Below are 14,834 nucleotides of genomic sequence, written 5' to 3'. Positions count from 1 at the left end.
TTAGACTTTTTGTCAATCAAAAAGTACCAGGCCTGGGAGTGATCAGGGGGAAAATTCAGGTACTTTTTCCCTGAAAATTAGGTAGTTGACCACCTGAAAATCGGTAAAACCCATCCCCCATCCCCCAACCCCCAACCCCCAAGAAAAACTTTTTCACCAGACCCTATTTAATACTGTCACTTCAAACTCAAATCTGATAGCTGATAACTTACCCACTGATAACTGATAACTGATTTAACCGCGGCTTTCCTTAAAGGTTTTGTAGGCGGTTTCGGAGTCGAAAATATGGCAATAATCAACGATTCGCTGCATTAATGCCCAAGAAAACTCGGTTTCTTTCAGGTGACTACCCCAATTTTCTTTGAGACTAGCGTGAACTTTGCGGAGGTTATAGGAAGGAATCGCCGTCGAGATATGATGGGGGATATGGACATTAATATCGTGACAGAGAATTTCTACCCAACGGGGATAGCTACAGTGAACTGTCCCTTCTAGTTGCGCTAAAGCTTGATTCCAGTCTTCGGGATAGGAAAATTGAATATCCGGGTCCGTGTGATGGACAAGGGTAAAGGTACTCATCCAAAAATGATAGACAAACCAAGGTACCACCCAAAATTTAACCAATCCCCAGACACCAGTGTAGAAAATGAGGGTTGGGAAAAAAATAGCGGCAAAAACTAGGACGACAATCATCGAAAAGCGCGCTTTTTCCCGTTCGTTCTCCTTGAATTGTTCGATGTTGAAGTGTAGAATAGCCCAGTGGGCGATCGAACCAAGCCACCAGAAACGTCCGCGAATGCCGCGATAAAAGAGACGCACTAGGGGATTAGCTGAGTTAAAAGCTTCTAATTCCCACGGATCCCAAGCATTATCTATAGTTACCATGTTAGTTTTAGTATGATGGCGATCGTGCAGGAAACGCCAGCAGTGGAAGGGATAGATAAGCGGTAAGAGGAAAATATGACCGACAAGATCATTAACCCAGCGTCGATTAGCAAAAGACCGATGACCGCAATCATGCGCAATCACAAAGAATCCCGTTAAAGCTGTACCAGTGAAAATCCAAGCTAAAGGCAGTAAATACCAGGGAGAATAAACTAGCATTGCATAACCGGACATGACCGCCAAAATATTCGTAATCACTCCAAACCAAGCTTTAACCTGGTCTTTCTGGAAATATTCTTTGGGAATGCTTTTAATAATATCTTTCAGTTTAAAGTCTGGCTCGATCGAGGTGATCAACTCCCCATGCAATTTATCCGTCGTTGCCGTCATGAAATCTCCAATTACACTTAGGTGAACCCTTGACAAGAAATCAGCTAGGAGGTGCGGCTAAATTCTGCTCCCTACCACAAGCCAATTTTTTTGTCAATATATTCTTAACTTTAATTAATAAACTTCCGCGAAGCTTAATAATCCTTTACTTTATATACCATAAGAGGAGATTTTCTGTTTTGGCCAAATTTGCCTTTTGCCTCTTGCCTTTTGCCTTCAGAAGCTGATAACTGATAAAAACCCCAAATATTGACTATTTTTAGGCTTTTTTTTAACGATTAGCGGTGCTTTCTAGGGATTTAATCTCCTCCTGTACCTTACGGTGTTCGCGATTTAACTGTTTTTTGACCGATTCGGGGAGTTGTTCCTGTTTTTTCAGGGCATTATTAAAGTAATCTAAGGCCAATTTCAAAGAGCCAGTATTTTTATCCGTATTGCCTTGAATTCTCAGGATTTGACCTTTCAGATACATTAATTCTGGATTATCGGGGGTCGCTTTCAGAGCGTTATCGATAAACTGCAAAGCCTGATCGTACTGCTTTAAATCCCGGTAAGCTAGAGCTATACCTCGATCGACCAAGTAATCAGGACTTCCGTAGGTTTCTAGCCGTTGAATTGCCTCTTGGGGACTAGAAAAGGGTAGATTAACCGCTAAAATCAAATCCATATAACCCTTTAACAGATTCAATTCTGGATCCGTAGGATTAACCTTTTCTGCGGTTTCCAAATACTGAAACACCTGTTGTAATCTGGGGATAGCCGATACTGCTCCTTCGGTTTGAAAAACGTAGGTTCCCTCCAAAAAACTCCCCACCGCTAGATACAAATTTCCCCTTAAGGGGTCGCTGGCCTGCATTTGCTTGGCCGCTTCCTTAGTTTTCTCGGAGTAGGTTTTTAGGGTGTTCCAATCCTGGTCGGTAAAAGCAAGAGAGGCGCGCATAGCATGGGACAAAGGTTCTTGGGGTTCCTTTTCTGTGGCCTCAACAATTAATTTTTTTGCCTCTAGATAGTTACCTTCTTTAAAAATAGCGTTAAAAGCGGCCTCGGTCTTATCGCCAATCGGTCGGGGATTGGTTTTGCGGAAAGGATCTCCAGCTAACCCAGGACCAATCCAGTTAACCATTACCATAACAGCCAGCGAAGCACCGATCGCCATTCTTTTCGTTAAACCTAACCTCAGCACCATGGTCAAAAGTCTCCTTGAGCGAATGAAAAAATCTGTCACAATAGAAACGGGTTTCTAGACTTAATTTCCAGTTATTTTCCTCTCAATGCTTTATCTCAAAGATGTGGTTTATCATCCTCCCGCTGCTCTCAATCCCATTTTACAGGGGATTAATCTCGAATTAGCTCCCCAAGAATTAGGTCTGATTGTCGGCCCCAGTGGTTCCGGAAAAACGACTCTTTTGGAAATTCTAGCAGGCTTTGCCGATAAAACAGCAGGGACAATTCACTGGCGCGACCAAGAATTAACGGTCCTGCACCTGCAACAATTAGGAGGAATCGTTTTTCAGTTTCCTGAACGTCATTTTTGCGGTAAAACCATCCTTGAGGAGTTGCGTCTCGGTCATCCGGAGATTAAAAGCGATCGCCTAACGGCGGCCTTAAAGGAGGTAGGATTAGAAAATATGCCTCTGGATACTTCTCCCCACAATCTTAGTGGAGGTCAACAGCGTCGTTTATCCCTCGCTGTCCAGTTAATCCGGCAGCCTAATCTGTTACTTCTCGATGAACCTACGGCCGGTTTAGATTGGTCGATGCGTCGTCAATTGGCTAAACTTCTCGCTAGTCTCAAACAACACTGGACTTTATTAGTAGTTAGTCACGATGCCGGAGAATTACTCCCCATTGCTGACCGTCACTGGAAAATTGAACAAGGACATTTGCGGGAATTAAAAAGTGAAAAAACAGATAGTTGAGGTTTTAGGGTTTTGGGGTATTAGTTGAAATTCCCCAAAACCCTCATGCTGATGACTGATAACTGATGACTGATTACTGATTACTGAATTAATGATCCTTCCCGAATTATTTGACCTTTGGCAAGAAACCCTAGAATGGCAACCCGATGGGGCCATACAAGCGCGATTTCAACAACTTTATGACTTGATTTTAGAGGGTAATCAACGTTTTAATCTCACCCGAATTACCCAACCAGAGGAGTTTTGGGAAAAACATCTTTGGGATTCTTTATCGGGTTTAGCTTGGTTACAAAAATCCCAGCCAGATCTATTGACAAAATCTCTATCAGTCATCGATTTGGGGACCGGGGCCGGGTTTCCGGGGGTGCCAATTGCGATCGCCTATCCCCATTGGTCGGTGACTCTCTTAGATTCCACCCAAAAAAAGATTAATTTTCTTGAAGAAGTTATTGACAAATTAGAGTTAAATAACACGAAAACTCGTTTAGGTCGGGCGGAAATCGTCGGGAAAAACCCTAAACATAACTGTGCTTACGATATCGTCTGTTTGCGAGCGGTAGCTAATGTGGATATCTGTGTTAACTATGCTTTGCCTTTCCTGAAAAAGACCGGAATCGCTATTCTCTATCGTGGTCAGTGGTCATCGGAGGATAGTTCGAGTTTAGAGAAGAATCTAGGGAAAGCTGGCGGTAAAATCCTCGAAATTGCCAGTTTTACCACTCCCTTAAGCCAAAGCGTCCGTCATTGTCTATATATCGGCAAGGGATAACTTTAAGCCGTGAGAGGATGAAAAAAGAAAGCCAAGGCGAGGATAGCATAGGTAGCTAAGAGTAACATTCCTTCCAACCAATTCGATCGCCCATCACTACTAATCGAATTAGCTAACCACACCGCTACAACCACTGCCACCAACTCAAAGGGATTAAAATTTAGATCCATGGGCTGACCGATAATATAACCCATGATAACCAAAACCGGAGCCACAAACAGGGCGATCTGCATACTGGAACCGACGGCCACAGATACCGATAGATCCATTTTATTCTTAAGGGCGACGGTGACAGCCGTAGCGTGTTCGGCCGCATTACCGATAATAGGCAAAAGAATCACCCCGGTAAACAGCGCCGTTAAACCTAGCTGTTCCGTAGCCTCCTCTAGGGATGCCACCAATAACTCCGATTCTACGGCCACGGCGATAGTAACGACCAATAAAATCAAAGACCAAAACCAGACTTTCGGCTTTTCGGGGTTTTCTGTGGCGCTTTCCTCCTCGATACCAGCAACCCCGACATCGTAGAGATAGGTGTGGGTTTTCATGGAAAACAAGAGACTTAAACCATAGACGAAAATTAACACCGCTGCCACGGCCACGGATAGACGCTGTAGGACTGCTTCCCCGACTCCCGTGGAGGTAAATTCCACGGCAGTGGGTAAAAGAATCGCCACCACCGCTAAATTCATGGCCGAGGCATTTAAACGGGCAGTTATTGGTTGAAATTCCTGTTCTTTGAAGCGTAAACCGCCTAAAAACATCGATAATCCCATAACTAAGAGTAAATTACCGATAATTGAGCCAGTAATCGTCGCTTTTACCACATCGATAAAACCTTCCCGCAAAGCGACATAGGCGAGAATTAATTCTGTGGCATTGCCAAAGGTGGCATTCATCAAACCGCCAATATTTGGCCCGACCACCACCGCAATCGCTTCCGTGGCTTCCCCCATGTAGGCCGCTAGGGGGATAATGGCTAGACAAGCGGTGATAAAAACTACCGTTCCGCCCCAGTGTAACAGGGAACCGGCGATCGATAGCGGCACAAAAATCAATAAGATGGCGAAGATGGTATTTTTGCTTAACATAAAGTGGGTAATTTTGTCAAGATAATTTTATTTTGATTGGGTCGGGAACTAATGGGTACTAGAATCGGATTTTAGCCAAAATTCCCCGGTAGAACCGGTTATTATCCATAATATTGCCCTAAAACCGTCTCTGAGCGACTTTTCTAGGGGTTCGGGGGGTGATTGGGAGGGAACAGTCACCGGTTTAATCACAATTCCGCGACTACCAAAAACAATTTCTCCCACTAATCGCGCCCTTCTCATGTGATTATCGGAAGTGACTAGATAGACACTATCAATACCTTGGGCTTTCAGTTGATCGGCTAGGCTAGTAAAGTTAGTGACAGTATCTCGCGCATTGTAATCGAGATGGAGACGTTCTGGGGGAATTCCCGCTTTTTTAAAAATCTTTCTCACATATCGTCGCGGACTACCGGAAGACACCCAAATCGGTAGATCAGGATATTCCTTAGCTAATTTTGCCGCAAAACGTTCTCGATCGGCATGACCTCCCAAAACAAAAATCGCTTCCGGTTTTGCCCACTGCTGACGTAAATCGTAGTATAACCAGCCTAAACTCGCCAAAATTAGCGGAATAGCCAGCAATTTTAACCTAGATTTGCCTAACTTCGCTTTCAGAGAAACTCGCTTTTTTCTCCGAGAATTAGCCTTGAGAACCATATAACAGTGATCGGTGAGCGGTTGTCAGCCTTCAGCTTTGTGGGTTAAAGTGATCGAGGGTGAGGGTCATCGAACTCACATTGACGTGGGAGATAGGGATTTTATCCCCTAACTGACCGATAATTTTCCCAGAACTCAGGTTGATTGATGCGGTCGCTTACATCCCCCACCAACGGGCCAACGCTTCGGGAAGGGGCAGCAAAATACTTAATAACAAAGCCAGGGAAAATAGTCCTAATAAATCTCGTTTATTATCCAATTCAGTCACATCATTTAATGCAGGTTGATCGCTGACTGGCATTAATAAAAGAATAATCGCCCAGAGTAAAAAATCTGGCTGCACTAGGGCTAAAATAAACATGAATAATCGAGTTAATTGACCGATAATTATGGCGGTTTTCTGCCCATACATGGCGTGAACAATATGACCACCATCCAATTGACCCACGGGCATTAAATTTAGGGCTGTAACGATAATTCCCACATAACCAGCTACCGCTAAAGGATGTAAATTGATCGCTTTTCCGGCGATTAAATTACTGCCGAGGGCTAGTTTAGCTACGATAGACAAGAGCAAAGAAAACTGCGGATTTAAGGCCTGAAAATTTAATAAACTGCTTTGATTAGTTAGGGGAACTATTTCCGAGAGGGACAATCCCCAAAACAGTAGAGGAATAGCGATAATTATACCCCCCAAAGGACCGGCCACTGCCACATCAAATAAAGCTTTGCGGGTGGGGACTGGGGATCGCATTTGAATAAAAGCCCCGAAGGTGCCTAGGAAGAAAGGAATGGGGATAAAATAGGGCAAGGTAGTTTTAATTTTATATTTAACTGCTGTCAAATAATGGCTAAATTCGTGCAGTCCTAAAATAGCAATTAAGCCTAAACTGTAGGGGAAACCTTGCAATAATAAACTAGAATTATTTTCTAATTGTTGAGAGGTAATGCCACTTAATCCCGCACCGATGACTGTGGTAGTTAAGAGAGTTAATAACAATAAACCCAGGGCAAGAAAGGGGCGAGTAATTTTTTCAGTTTCTATAGTTTCTGTTTTTTGCTGCCAGGGATTAGTCACAAGAGCGAAAAAAGGTTGTCCCTGAAAACTTTCTTGGAAAAGCAATAAAAAGCGATCCCCAAAAACCTTTTCCACATTGTTTTTAATCACTTGATAAGCTTCTTCGGGAACCGCTCGCAATTTGCCACGACAGAGAATTGCCTGGGGACGATAATCGATATTTTGCAGATAATAAATCCCCCAAGGAAAACAATCTCGTAGGGATTTTTCCTCTTCGGCAGTGATCGGTTTTAAATTATTTTTAGCCGCAGGATTATCAAGATTTTCTAGGACTAAATTCGCTGTTTCCGGTGGTGATGGGGGACTTTCTTGGGGAGTAACCCGTCCCTTCTGTACTAACCACCAATACAAAAAAGGACAGATCACAAAAGGACCGATCAGCAAAAATGCCGGCATGGGGGTATCCTCTCCATAGATTAACATCCAGCCCGTCCAAATTAGAGCCGGAGTCATCAGGACAAACCAAATTAACCAAATTGGTGTTGTCGTGATTTTGGCCACGCTACGCTTGACGATAAAATAGGTGAAACCGCCCAGAATCCCTAATAACAACCACATTTCCATATCGGCTCTTTTCTCTTGAGTAAAAGGCGGCTAATTTCAGCCCGCCCGGTCAACGATTGTGCTAAGTTATAAACCGCATTGATTGTGATTTGGATAGGCAAACCATGCGATCGGAAACCGAATCGTCTCCTTTAGAGGTTAGCAAAACCACAAAACCCCCTCGATTAATTCTAGAAGGTTTATACGCTTTCTCGCCTAATCGGGAAACCCTAGGGGGAACCTCTTATCTTATTGTAGAAAATACTGGTAATATTCTGGTGGATTGTCCTAGCTGCGAGGAGAGCGAGCGGGATTTTCTCCTAGAAAAAGGAGTCCGTTACCTATTTTTTACCCATCGCGGGGGTCAGGGGAAACAGGGCGCTCTTCTGCAAAGTTTGCTCAATTGTGAGATTATTCTACAGGAACAGGAAGCTTATCTGCTTCCTCACCGTCAAATTACCGTTTTTCAGCAGCAAATCCAGTTATCTCCCACTTGTAGCGCTTTTTGGACTCCAGGCCATTCTCCCGGTTCCTCCTGTCTCTACTGGCAACGTCACGGGGGGGTTTTATTTACCGGTCGTCATCTTCTCCCCGACAATCAAGGTCAACCGCAACCCCTACAGACCGCGAAAACTTTCCACTGGCCGCGGCAATTGCGATCGCAACAGGCCATTTTAGACCGTTTTAACCCAGAAACTCTCTCCTATCTTTGTCCTGGAGCTAATACCGGCTTTTTACGCGGTCGGGGAATTATCGATCGCGCCTACGAAAAAATCAGCGCAAATTCTCTTAACTAGGGTCTGCTGAAAAAGTTTCTCGTGGGGTGTAGGGTGTAGGGTGTAGGGTGTAGGGTGTGGGGTGTGGGGTGTAGGGTGTAGGGTTTTACCGATTTTCATCTGGTCGTACTAAATCCGGTTATTAAAAACTGATCATTTATTCTCCGTTTTCCAGTCAGTGCCTCTCCTGATATGTAGCCTATACTCAACGGATTTAGTATTACTTCCGATTTTGCCACTCAATCCAAGCTTTTGGGGGGTTCTACCCCCCAAACCCCCCGTTGGGGGCGTGGCGCCGCCCCCAAACCCCGGAGCGCATTAGTTTTTCGGTGGGATGCTTACAGGCAGCCGCTGACACATCTGTAATAATTTAAGAGTCACGACCCTCGCCACGAGTGCTTCTCCTGATATGTAGCCTATACTCAAAAGCCTTATTTTAAAAGGGTTTTACCATTATTCAGCAAGCTCTAACTAAAGACTTTTTAGAAGCTGCATCGTTCAATTCTCAAACATCATGAATTTAACCGTTAAAGATTTGGGTGAACAGGGATTGCTACCGATTCTGCAAAAATATTGTCCTGCGGAGATTATCGGTGATGATGGGGCGATTTTATCCCTCAAAGATGGTTATTCTCTCGTCGTCACCACTGATGTTTTAGTTAATAACGTCCACTTTAGCGATCTTACCACCTCTCCCGAAGATGTGGGCTGGCGAGCGGCGGCGGCTAATTTATCCGATTTAGCGGCTATGGGGGCAGAACCCCTGGGAATTACGGTAGGATTGGCTTTAACTCCCGATCTAGCCATCGATTGGCTAGAAGGACTCTATCGGGGTCTTAGCTCTTGTCTGCAAGTATATCAGACGGCGATCGTCGGTGGCGATCTCTGTCGGGCCACGGAGATTAACATCAGCATCACCGCCCTGGGACAAGTGGCAAAAAATGAAGAGATTAGACGTTTTAATGCAAAAGTTGGCGATAGTATCGTTATTACTGGTTATCACGGTTTATCGCGGGCTGGATTAGAGTTACTCTTCCACCCTGAAACCGGTAGGAATTTAAATTCCGCCCAAAAAAAGCGATTAATCCAAGCTCATCAACGCCCGCGACCGAGACTTGATTGCATACCACATTTACAAAAAATTGTCAAGCAATTTCCCATCGCCGGCATGGATAGCAGTGACGGGTTAGCAGATGCCATCATGCAAATTTGTCGCTGTAGTGGGGTTGGTGCTGAAATCGAGAGGATTCCCCTGCATCCAACCCTGAAAGAATATGTAGGAGCCAAAAAAGCTCTAGAATGGGCTTTATACGGCGGTGAAGACTTTGAGTTAGTTTTGTGTTTGCCCCCGGACAGTGCCAGAGAATTGCTCGAGAAAGTGGGGGAAGATGGGGCGATAATCGGTCAAATTGTCCCGGGGAAAGAGATAAAATTAGCCGACGGTAGAAACCTAAGTTTAAGCTCTGGATTTCAACATTTTTAGCCTCTATAAATCGCCAAAACCTTTCTTTTTCTTGATTTTCTTCGGTTTTTTCGGGCTGCCACCTTGACCGCGGAACCCCGGTTGATTGCCACCCCCAAACATTCCGCCACCCATCCCGGGCATCCCCGGCATAGCGGGCATTTGTCCCCGTCCCATCTGTTGCATCATCGTTCGCATTCTGGTGAAATTAGTAATTAGTTTGGTAACTTCCGTTTCCGGATGTCCCGAACCTTTGGCAATGCGACGACGACGATTAGGAGACTTAGCCAATAAATCGGGGTCAGCGCGTTCCTCCGTGGTCATGGAATTAATCATCGCTTCCGTGCGTTTTAACTCTTTTTCGCCCTTTTCGATGTCTGTCCCGCTCAGTTTGCCCAGACCGGGGATTAATTTTAAGACTCCCCCCAGGGAACCCATATTTTTTAACAGCCGCATCTGTTTGAGGAAGTCATTAAAATCAAACTTGGCCTCTAAAATCTTGGCCTGCATTTTGGCCGCGTCTTCTAGGTCTAACTGTTCCTGAGCTTTTTCCACTAGCGTCAGGACATCACCCATATTGAGGATGCGACTGGCAAGGCGATCGGGATAAAATGGCTCTAAAGCCTCGACTTTTTCCCCAACCCCAACAAATTTAATCGGTTGTCCCGATATTTGCCGCACTGATAGGGCAGCCCCACCGCGAGTATCACCGTCCAGTTTGGTGAGAATTGCCCCCGTGATGCCGATTTGTTGGTGAAAAGTGTGGGTGAGATTGGCCGCTTCTTGACCGGTCATCGCATCCACCACTAATAAAGTGTCGTCGGCCTTGACAATTTTCTTGATTTGTGCTAGTTCGCCCATCATCTGGGTATCTATCTGCAAACGACCGGCGGTGTCGATGATAACCGTATCTACGCCCAATTCTTTGGCTTTTTCCACACCTTGACGGGCGATATCGACGGGATTAGCCTGAGAACCCATCTCGAAGACGGGAACATTTATCTGTTTACCGAGGGTGATTAATTGGTCAATGGCCGCTGGACGGTAAACATCGGTAGCCACCATCAGGCAGCTTTTCGACTGTTTGCGGAGATATAGGGCTAATTTGGCGGTGGCGGTGGTTTTTCCTGTCCCTTGCAACCCGGCCATTAAAATTACGGTGGGGGGTTTATCGGCCTGGGCTAGGGGAACGTTGCTTTCCCCCATAATTTTAACTAATTCATCATAGACAATTTTGATAAATTGCTGGCCGGGATTGACTCCAGAAATAACTTCCGCGCCGAGGGCTTGTTTCTCGACCTCAGCAATAAATCCCTTGACCACCTGTAGGTTAACATCTGCGGATAATAAAGCCCGCCGGACTTCTTTGAGGGTTTCTTGTATATTGGCCGAGGAGATTTTATCTTGACCTCGTAATTTTTTCCAGGCGTCTTCTAAGCGGTCGGCCAGTGCGTCGAACATAGTTTCGGAATTAAATTTTTAACTAGATCGATTTTATCTCAATGTCGGGCTGAAGACCGCCGCTCTTACCCTCCTAAGTTCTGATTGCTCAAAAATAGTCGTAATTTTAATAAACTGAGAGTTTGACCGAGATTGAGGGGAAGGAGGGAAATGCCTTCTAAACGCGATTGTAACCAACCATCGCCCCAATACCATTCGTGATAGCCATCGATACCTTGACTCAAAAGCAAGCGTAAACACTGGTCATTAGCTAATAAAACCTGATGTTGTACGGGAATTAAACCTAACCAAGAGGTAAAAGTCAAGCCTGCCTCTAATTTATCGGGTAGATTGGGCGAGAGCATTTGCGGCCACAGCCATTGACGGAGATGAGCAGTTTTGAGCAAACTATCCCGGATAGCCTGTTCACTGGCCGAGATTTCGATACGCAGCTGACTTTGTTGAAAATTGCCGAACATATTGTTGTCTGATAATTTTTGTTAAGTTAGTTAAAGAATAACTAAAAATCGGGACAGCGTTTTCCAAGGATAACAGTAAGTAGTATGGCAGATAAATTAATCCGCGCCACGGCCGCCGATGGGGGAATTAGAGTAGTAGGAGTGATTACCACTCGTTTAACCGAAGAAGCCCGCCAAAGACATAAATTATCTAACGTAGCCACCGCCGCTCTCGGTCGCACTATGGCATCGGCTTTACTCTTGGCTTCCAGTTTAAAAAAACCCGGTTCTAGGGTCAATATTCGCATTAAAGGCGATGGTCCCCTAGGCGGTGTTTTAGTTGATGCCGGACTCGATGGCACGGTGCGCGGTTATGTGGACTGTCCCCAGGTGGAATTACTCCCCAATGCTAAAGGTAAATTAGATGTGGGTCGCGCCGTGGGTGACAAGGGTTATGTGCGGGTCTTACGGGAAGAAAAAGGCGAGGAGAGAAATGAACTTCAAGAAAGCATCGTCGAGATAGTTTCTGGGGAAGTGGGGGAAGATATCGCCTACTACTTGGACCAATCGGAACAAATTCCCTCCGCTTTGCAAGTGGGGGTTTTTGTCGGTACGACCACAGGAGTAACGGCTGCCGGGGGAATTTTATTACAAGTTCTCTCTAAAGAAGCGTCCCGGGATGAGGTCTTGGTGGCTCGTTTAGAGTCGAGATTGCGAAAATTAACGGGATTTACGCCTCTTTTACGGGCAGGAAAAGGACTAGAAGATATTTTTCAGGAACTTCTCGGAGATATGGGTCTAGAAATTTTTCCGGCTGTGCAGATGCTGCGTTTTGATTGTGATTGTTCTTTTGAACGGGCCTTAGGAGCTTTAAAATTCCTCGGGGTCGATGAATTAAAAGACATCATCGAAAAGGATAAACAAGCGGAAGCCATCTGTGAGTTTTGCCAGGAAGTGTATAGTGCCAACGAGACGCAATTAATCGAATTAGTCGAGTCTCTACAAGCTGAATCTTGCTGAGAAGTTGGGCAATGAGCGCCATTAAGGTAAAATCTATCTAAAAATATCCGTCAGGGAGTCGTGAATGTTTAAAGGAAAAGAATTAACCAAAAATCTAGTCAAACGAGAATCGATTGACTCCCTGACTCGTTGGCCAGAGAAAACTAAATCTTTTCTTTTTCTCTTTTGGTACCGATACCAGCATCGTTTCACTTGGAAAGTTTGGGCGGCTTTATTTGTCGTGGTCTTTGGCGGTGTTGGCTTTCTCGCCACTTGGCAGTTATTAAATATGCAGAAGTCGCCCAATTGCCCGAAAATCTTCTGGCCTATCGCTTCTGCCTCCCTGCGTCTCTACTGCGCTCAACTTTCCGCCGATAGTCGCACCGTGGCAGGCCTACTCGAAGCAATTGCCCTAGTGGAAGCTTTGCCCGATGACCATCCCTTGCGATCGCAAGTTAATCAACAGGTGGAAGAATGGGCGCGAGATATACTGAATTTGGCTGAAAAAGACTATCAAGCGGGAAATTTACAGCAAGCAATCGCTAAAGCTCGTCAAATCCCCAATAATATGGCAGTAGCGGCAATTATTGAAGAAAGAATCGCTAAGTGGCAAGGAACTTGGACGGAAGGCAACGAGATATTAAGCAAACTAGAGGAAAATCTCCGCGCTTCCAACTGGAATCAATCTTTCCGTCTAGCGGTGGATTTATTGAACTTAAATAACGAATATTGGGCAACGGTTAAATATAATGAAGCGCTCGCTAAAATTACCGTCGCCCGGGAAGATAGCAGTAAATTAGATAATGCCTTTAATCTCTTTGCCCGGGGCGGTCTCGACAATTGGTTCAAAGTCATCGAAGAAGCTAGAAAAATTCAAGCCAGCAGTTATGCCTATCAGGAGGCAGAAAAATTAATCGGGAAAACCGAGGATAAACTACAAGAATACGCCGAAAGATTAATTGAGCGGAAGCAATGGCAAGCTCTCCGGGATTTGGCTAACCAAACCCCCAAAGACCTCAAAATTAAAGAAGATGTCACCGATTGGTCCCTCTTGTCGGAAGCGGCCTTAGATGCGGAAGCCGGCACGGTGGAGGGATTGGAAGCTGGCATACTGGGACTAGAACAAATCGACGCTTCTCGACCTCTCCATCAAACGGCCCTAGCTATGAGGGAGCGCTGGCAGTTACAGGTACAGGATATAAGAATACTGTCCGAGGCTAGAGATTTAGCACAAGCAGGTACGATCGAGCAGTATAGCGCCGCTATCGCGAAAGCGGGCGAGGTTCCCCGTAATAATCCCCTCTGGTCGCAAGCACAGCAGGAAATTGGCTCTTGGAATCGTCAAATACAATTGATTGAAGACCGGCCGATTTTAGAACGGGCGCGGGAAATCGCTATCCCCGGCGATATTAATTCCCTGGGTAACGCTATTATTCAGGCCCAGGCAATCGCTAAGAATCGGGCCTTATACCGAGATGCTCAAGGGGAAATTCGCGACTGGCAAGGGCGGATTGAACGTATGGAGGATCAACCCATTTTAGATCAGGCGCAAGCTTTGGCCAATCTCAAAGACTATAGCACGGCGATCGAAACTGCCAATCAAATTCCCCCCGGTCGCGCTCTTTCCTCGGAAGCTTCCCAAAATATCCGTCGTTGGCGCCGAGAGTTGCGGGCTCGTCAAAATCTCCAACAGGCTAATCAATTAGCGGCGACGGGAACCGCAGAAGGTTTAACCCGGGCGATTGCTTTAGTTACCAATATTTCCACTAAAACCGATGCGGGTGTGCAACGGACTGAATTGCTGGAACGTTGGAGTTATCAGCTTTTGTCTTTAGCCACGGAACAAGCTAATAATGGTCGTTATCTGGAAGCTATTAGCCTGGCTGAATCCGTATCCCCGGAAAGTACCGCTTACAGTTCGGCTCGCTCCCAAATACAAGGCTGGCGCAATATTCTCCAACCTCCGGCCCCACCGCCAATAGTTGAATCGACTCCCCTCTCCCCGGAGTCCCCGATAGAAACACCGAGTCCGGGTCAATAATCAGTTTTAGGGGCTGTTTTTCCGGTGAATTGCCCCTAAAAAAGTCCCTCATCGAAAATTTTGGGTCTGAAACCCCGTCGTTCTACGACGGCTTTACCGTTAAATACTAGCACATTTACGGAATATATGCTTAAATGTGAGACATGGAAAAAGCCTACTCGTTTCGATTTTACCCAACACCAGAACAAGAGTCGCTATTGCGGCGCACTTTGGGCTGTGTAAGATTAGTTTACAATAAAGCTCTCCATCTCAGAACAAAAGCATGGTACGAAAAGCAAGAAAGAGTAGCATATGCTGAAACTTCTTCAATGCTAACCGATTGG

At 45.4% G+C, this 14,834-nt stretch carries 14 protein-coding genes; 7 read left to right on the top strand and 7 right to left on the bottom strand.

The window, feature by feature from the left end:
• Positions 1 to 234: 234 nt before the first annotated feature.
• Positions 235 to 1,275 (bottom strand): fatty acid desaturase, encoded by a 1,041-nt coding sequence (locus IM319_RS18860; RefSeq protein ID WP_287736565.1) that lies wholly within the window; start codon positions 1,273 to 1,275, stop codon positions 235 to 237.
• Between the two features lie 271 nt (positions 1,276 to 1,546).
• Positions 1,547 to 2,461 (bottom strand): Sll0314/Alr1548 family TPR repeat-containing protein, encoded by a 915-nt coding sequence (locus IM319_RS18855; protein WP_287673121.1) that lies wholly within the window; start codon positions 2,459 to 2,461, stop codon positions 1,547 to 1,549.
• A gap of 85 nt (positions 2,462 to 2,546) precedes the next feature.
• Here IM319_RS18855 and IM319_RS18850 point away from each other — a divergent pair, with 85 nt between their 5' ends.
• Positions 2,547 to 3,194 (top strand): ABC transporter ATP-binding protein, encoded by a 648-nt coding sequence (locus IM319_RS18850; protein ID WP_287685993.1) that lies wholly within the window; start codon positions 2,547 to 2,549, stop codon positions 3,192 to 3,194.
• 91 nt (positions 3,195 to 3,285) lie between these two features.
• Entirely contained in the window at positions 3,286 to 3,963 is a 678-nt protein-coding gene (rsmG, locus tag IM319_RS18845; RefSeq protein WP_287673119.1) for a 16S rRNA (guanine(527)-N(7))-methyltransferase RsmG, read from the top strand.
• 2 nt (positions 3,964 to 3,965) lie between these two features.
• Here the strand turns inward: rsmG and cax are convergent, their stop codons facing one another.
• The 3 genes from cax to IM319_RS18830 form a co-directional block, all read right to left on the bottom strand.
• Positions 3,966 to 5,054: a calcium/proton exchanger gene (gene cax, locus IM319_RS18840; RefSeq protein ID WP_287673118.1), complete on the bottom strand. Its 1,089-nt coding sequence runs from the start codon at positions 5,052 to 5,054 to the stop codon at positions 3,966 to 3,968.
• Between the two features lie 48 nt (positions 5,055 to 5,102).
• Positions 5,103 to 5,714 (bottom strand): YdcF family protein, encoded by a 612-nt coding sequence (locus tag IM319_RS18835; RefSeq protein WP_287673117.1) that lies wholly within the window; start codon positions 5,712 to 5,714, stop codon positions 5,103 to 5,105.
• Between the two features lie 157 nt (positions 5,715 to 5,871).
• Positions 5,872 to 7,356 carry a site-2 protease family protein gene (locus tag IM319_RS18830; RefSeq protein WP_287685992.1) on the bottom strand — a complete coding sequence of 495 codons (1,485 nt, stop codon included), beginning with the start codon at positions 7,354 to 7,356 and terminating at the stop codon, positions 5,872 to 5,874.
• A 104-nt stretch (positions 7,357 to 7,460) separates the two neighbouring features.
• Between IM319_RS18830 and IM319_RS18825 the strand changes: the two genes are divergently transcribed.
• Positions 7,461 to 8,132 carry an MBL fold metallo-hydrolase gene (locus IM319_RS18825; protein ID WP_287736564.1) on the top strand — a complete coding sequence of 224 codons (672 nt, stop codon included), beginning with the start codon at positions 7,461 to 7,463 and terminating at the stop codon, positions 8,130 to 8,132.
• A 493-nt stretch (positions 8,133 to 8,625) separates the two neighbouring features.
• Positions 8,626 to 9,594: a thiamine-phosphate kinase gene (gene thiL / locus IM319_RS18820; protein WP_287736563.1), complete on the top strand. Its 969-nt coding sequence runs from the start codon at positions 8,626 to 8,628 to the stop codon at positions 9,592 to 9,594.
• 3 nt (positions 9,595 to 9,597) lie between these two features.
• On the opposite strand, the gene ffh is transcribed toward thiL, so the two are convergent.
• Together ffh and IM319_RS18810 are read right to left on the bottom strand one after the other, a co-directional pair.
• A complete protein-coding gene (gene ffh / locus IM319_RS18815; RefSeq protein WP_287736562.1) occupies positions 9,598 to 11,034 on the bottom strand; it encodes a signal recognition particle protein in 1,437 nt (478 codons plus the stop codon).
• A 65-nt stretch (positions 11,035 to 11,099) separates the two neighbouring features.
• A complete protein-coding gene (locus IM319_RS18810; protein WP_287078690.1) occupies positions 11,100 to 11,492 on the bottom strand; it encodes a hypothetical protein in 393 nt (130 codons plus the stop codon).
• 84 nt (positions 11,493 to 11,576) lie between these two features.
• Here IM319_RS18810 and hslO point away from each other — a divergent pair, with 84 nt between their 5' ends.
• The 3 genes from hslO to IM319_RS18795 all read left to right on the top strand — a co-directional run.
• Positions 11,577 to 12,491 carry an Hsp33 family molecular chaperone HslO gene (hslO, locus tag IM319_RS18805; protein ID WP_286824540.1) on the top strand — a complete coding sequence of 305 codons (915 nt, stop codon included), beginning with the start codon at positions 11,577 to 11,579 and terminating at the stop codon, positions 12,489 to 12,491.
• A gap of 64 nt (positions 12,492 to 12,555) precedes the next feature.
• A complete protein-coding gene (locus IM319_RS18800; RefSeq protein WP_287736561.1) occupies positions 12,556 to 14,511 on the top strand; it encodes a chromosome segregation ATPase in 1,956 nt (651 codons plus the stop codon).
• A gap of 143 nt (positions 14,512 to 14,654) precedes the next feature.
• The coding region (locus tag IM319_RS18795; protein WP_287736560.1) for a helix-turn-helix domain-containing protein at positions 14,655 to 14,834 on the top strand (180 nt) is incomplete at its 3' end.

Source organism: Microcystis sp. M113S1, from assembly GCF_020246945.1.
In the GTDB taxonomy this organism is placed as follows: Bacteria; Cyanobacteriota; Cyanobacteriia; order Cyanobacteriales; family Microcystaceae; genus Microcystis.
This window is presented reverse-complemented; position numbering and strand designations above follow the sequence as displayed.

Excerpts from the sequence above, each read along its gene's own strand:
- IM319_RS18835 (WP_287673117.1), bottom strand. The coding sequence starts at position 5,714 with ATGGTTCTCAAGGCTAATTCTCGGAGAAAAAAGCGAGTTTCTCTGAAA.
- cax (WP_287673118.1), bottom strand. The coding sequence starts at position 5,054 with ATGTTAAGCAAAAATACCATCTTCGCCATCTTATTGATTTTTGTGCCG.
- rsmG (WP_287673119.1), top strand. The coding sequence starts at position 3,286 with ATGATCCTTCCCGAATTATTTGACCTTTGGCAAGAAACCCTAGAATGG.
- hslO (WP_286824540.1), top strand. The coding sequence starts at position 11,577 with ATGGCAGATAAATTAATCCGCGCCACGGCCGCCGATGGGGGAATTAGA.
- IM319_RS18850 (WP_287685993.1), top strand. The coding sequence starts at position 2,547 with ATGCTTTATCTCAAAGATGTGGTTTATCATCCTCCCGCTGCTCTCAAT.
- IM319_RS18860 (WP_287736565.1), bottom strand. The coding sequence starts at position 1,275 with ATGACGGCAACGACGGATAAATTGCATGGGGAGTTGATCACCTCGATC.
- ffh (WP_287736562.1), bottom strand. The coding sequence starts at position 11,034 with ATGTTCGACGCACTGGCCGACCGCTTAGAAGACGCCTGGAAAAAATTA.
- IM319_RS18800 (WP_287736561.1), top strand. The coding sequence starts at position 12,556 with ATGTTTAAAGGAAAAGAATTAACCAAAAATCTAGTCAAACGAGAATCG.
- IM319_RS18830 (WP_287685992.1), bottom strand. The coding sequence starts at position 7,356 with ATGGAAATGTGGTTGTTATTAGGGATTCTGGGCGGTTTCACCTATTTT.
- IM319_RS18855 (WP_287673121.1), bottom strand. The coding sequence starts at position 2,461 with ATGGTGCTGAGGTTAGGTTTAACGAAAAGAATGGCGATCGGTGCTTCG.
- thiL (WP_287736563.1), top strand. The coding sequence starts at position 8,626 with ATGAATTTAACCGTTAAAGATTTGGGTGAACAGGGATTGCTACCGATT.
- IM319_RS18825 (WP_287736564.1), top strand. The coding sequence starts at position 7,461 with ATGCGATCGGAAACCGAATCGTCTCCTTTAGAGGTTAGCAAAACCACA.
- IM319_RS18810 (WP_287078690.1), bottom strand. The coding sequence starts at position 11,492 with ATGTTCGGCAATTTTCAACAAAGTCAGCTGCGTATCGAAATCTCGGCC.